The sequence below is a fragment of the Streptomyces sp. NPDC059679 genome, assembly GCF_042734105.1.
Taxonomy (GTDB): Bacteria; Actinomycetota; Actinomycetes; order Streptomycetales; family Streptomycetaceae; genus Streptomyces.
Map to the genome: position 1 here is coordinate 1 of NZ_JBHWES010000185.1, position 2,235 is coordinate 2,235.

General features: G+C 68.5%; 1 protein-coding gene. It reads left to right on the forward strand.

Annotated elements, in window-relative coordinates; all coding sequences use genetic code 11:
* Positions 1-22: 22 nt before the first annotated feature.
* Positions 23-2,235: polyketide synthase dehydratase domain-containing protein (locus ACFV2X_RS55525; protein ID WP_385631951.1), on the forward strand; the 2,213-nt coding region annotated here is incomplete at its 3' end.

The following is a 2,235-nucleotide window of genomic DNA, read 5'->3' on the forward strand; positions in this document are numbered from 1 at the left end:
CTCGACCGTGACCGGTGAGTGGGTGCGGGAGGCGGGTGTCCTGGACGGCGGTTACTGGTACCGCAACCTGCGCGGTCAGGTCCGCTTCGGCCCCGCGATCGCTGACCTGCTGGCCGACGGCCACACCGTCTTCGTGGAATCGAGTGCCAGTCCAGCACTCGTCTGGCTCATCAACGAGATCGCCGACGAGGCGAACACCGAGGTCCTGGTGAGCGGTTCGCTGCGCTTCGGAGACGGCGGTCTGCGCCGCCTGTTCACCTCGATGGCGGACCTCTTCGTCCGAGGCATCCGCGTCGACTGGAGCGGCGTCCTCGCGGCCGGAGCCGATGCCCGCCGCGTCGACCTTCCGACGTACGCCTTCGAACACGAGCACTACTGGCTGCCGACCATGTCCACGACCGACGCGGCGTCGCTCGGACTGTCCGGGGCCGATCATCCACTACTGGGTGCGGTGGTGGCGGTGCCCGAGACCGGTGGCGTGTTGGGTACCTCGTGGCTGTCGCTTCGTACGCATCCGTGGCTGGCGGACCATGCCGTGGGCGACGTCGTTCTTGTCCCCGGCACTGGTCTGGCGGAGTTGGTCGTGCGGGCGGGTGACGAGGTGGGCTGCGGCACGTTGGAAGAGCTGGTCATTGAGATGCCGCTTGTCGTACCCGCGCAAGGGGGTGTCCGTGTTCAGGTCGCGGTGGGCGGCCCCGAGGAGAACGGCACCCGCTCGGTGGCCGTGTACTCGGCTCGTGAGGACAACGGTGGCGGCACCGGTACGGACGTTTGGACCCGGCACGCTGCCGGCACGCTGACGGCAGCCACTGTCCCCGCTACTGGTTTCGACTTCACGGTGTGGCCGCCGATCGGTGCGGAGCGGGTGCCGTTCGACGCTGCCGAGTTCTATGAGGATCTGGCAGACCGCGGCTACGTTTACGGTCCGGCGTTCCAGGGTCTGCGAGGGGTGTGGCGGAGGGGCGAGGAAGTATTCGCCGAAGTCTCCCTGCCGGACGAGCAGCGCGGTGAGGCGAGCGGTTACGGGCTACACCCCGCATTGCTCGACGTCGCCCTGCACAGCGGGTTCGTCCAGCCGGCCGGCACCGAGGCCGGCATTCGTGTGCCGTTCGCCTGGAACGGGCTCCGGCTGCACGCCGCGGGTGCCTCTGAACTGCGGGTGCGAACGGTACCGTCCGGGCCGGACGCGGTGTCGTTGCAAGCGGCCGATGGGGCCGGCGGTCCGGTGCTGAGCCTGCAATCACTGATTGCCCGGCCGGTGGACGTCGAGCAACTGGATCGGATGGCGACTGACGACGGCCGCGACGCACTGTTCGAGGTGGACTGGACCGAACTGCCCGCGCCTGCTCCGGGCGCCGAACCTCTGCCGTCGTGGACGCTGGTGGCTTCGACCGAGGACGTAACGGAACTGGCAGGCGCCACGGAGGTGCCAGCGGTAGCGGTTCTTCAGGCCCTCGGCAGTGACGGCGAACACGACGCGCTCGCCCTGACCGTCAGGGTGCTGGAGGTCGTCCAGGCGTGGTTCGCTGCTGCGGATCTGGCGGAATCCCGGCTGGTGCTGCTCACGCAGGGTGCGGTTCCAGCTGATGGTGAGGGGGACGTCTGCGATCCGGCAGGTGCTGCGGTGTGGGGTTTGGTTCGGGCGGCTCAGGCCGAGAACCCGGACCGGATCGTCCTGCTCGATCTCGCTGCCGACTCCGGCCTCGACCTCGCTGGTACCGGGATGGGCTCGGTTCTGACTGCCGTATTGGCCGCCGATGAGCCGCAGGTCGCGGTCCGAGGTACCACGCTGTCCGTGCCGCGGCTCGTTCCTGCCGGTAAGCGGGCCTTGGAGATACCTGAAGCGCGTGAGTGGCGGTTGAGTGCTACTGGTGGCACGCTCGACAGCCTTGCTCTGGTGCCGGAGCCCGGTGCTGCGGCGCCGCTGGCCGCGGGCCAGGTCCGTGTCGGCCTGCGGGCGCTGGGCCTCAACTTCCGTGACGTTCTTATCGCGTTGGGGATGTATCCAGGCGCGGCCGAGCTGGGCGGTGAGGGCGCCGGTGTCGTCCTGGAGGTCGGCGAGGGCGTTACGGGTCTGGCCGTCGGCGATCGGGTCATGGGTTTGACAGGTGTCGGATATGGACCGGTGGCTGTCGCTGACCATCGGTGTCTGGTGCGGATACCGGAGGGGTGGTCGTTCCAGCAGGCAGCCACGGTGCCGGTAGTGTTCCTTACGGCTTATTACGGTTTGCGTGA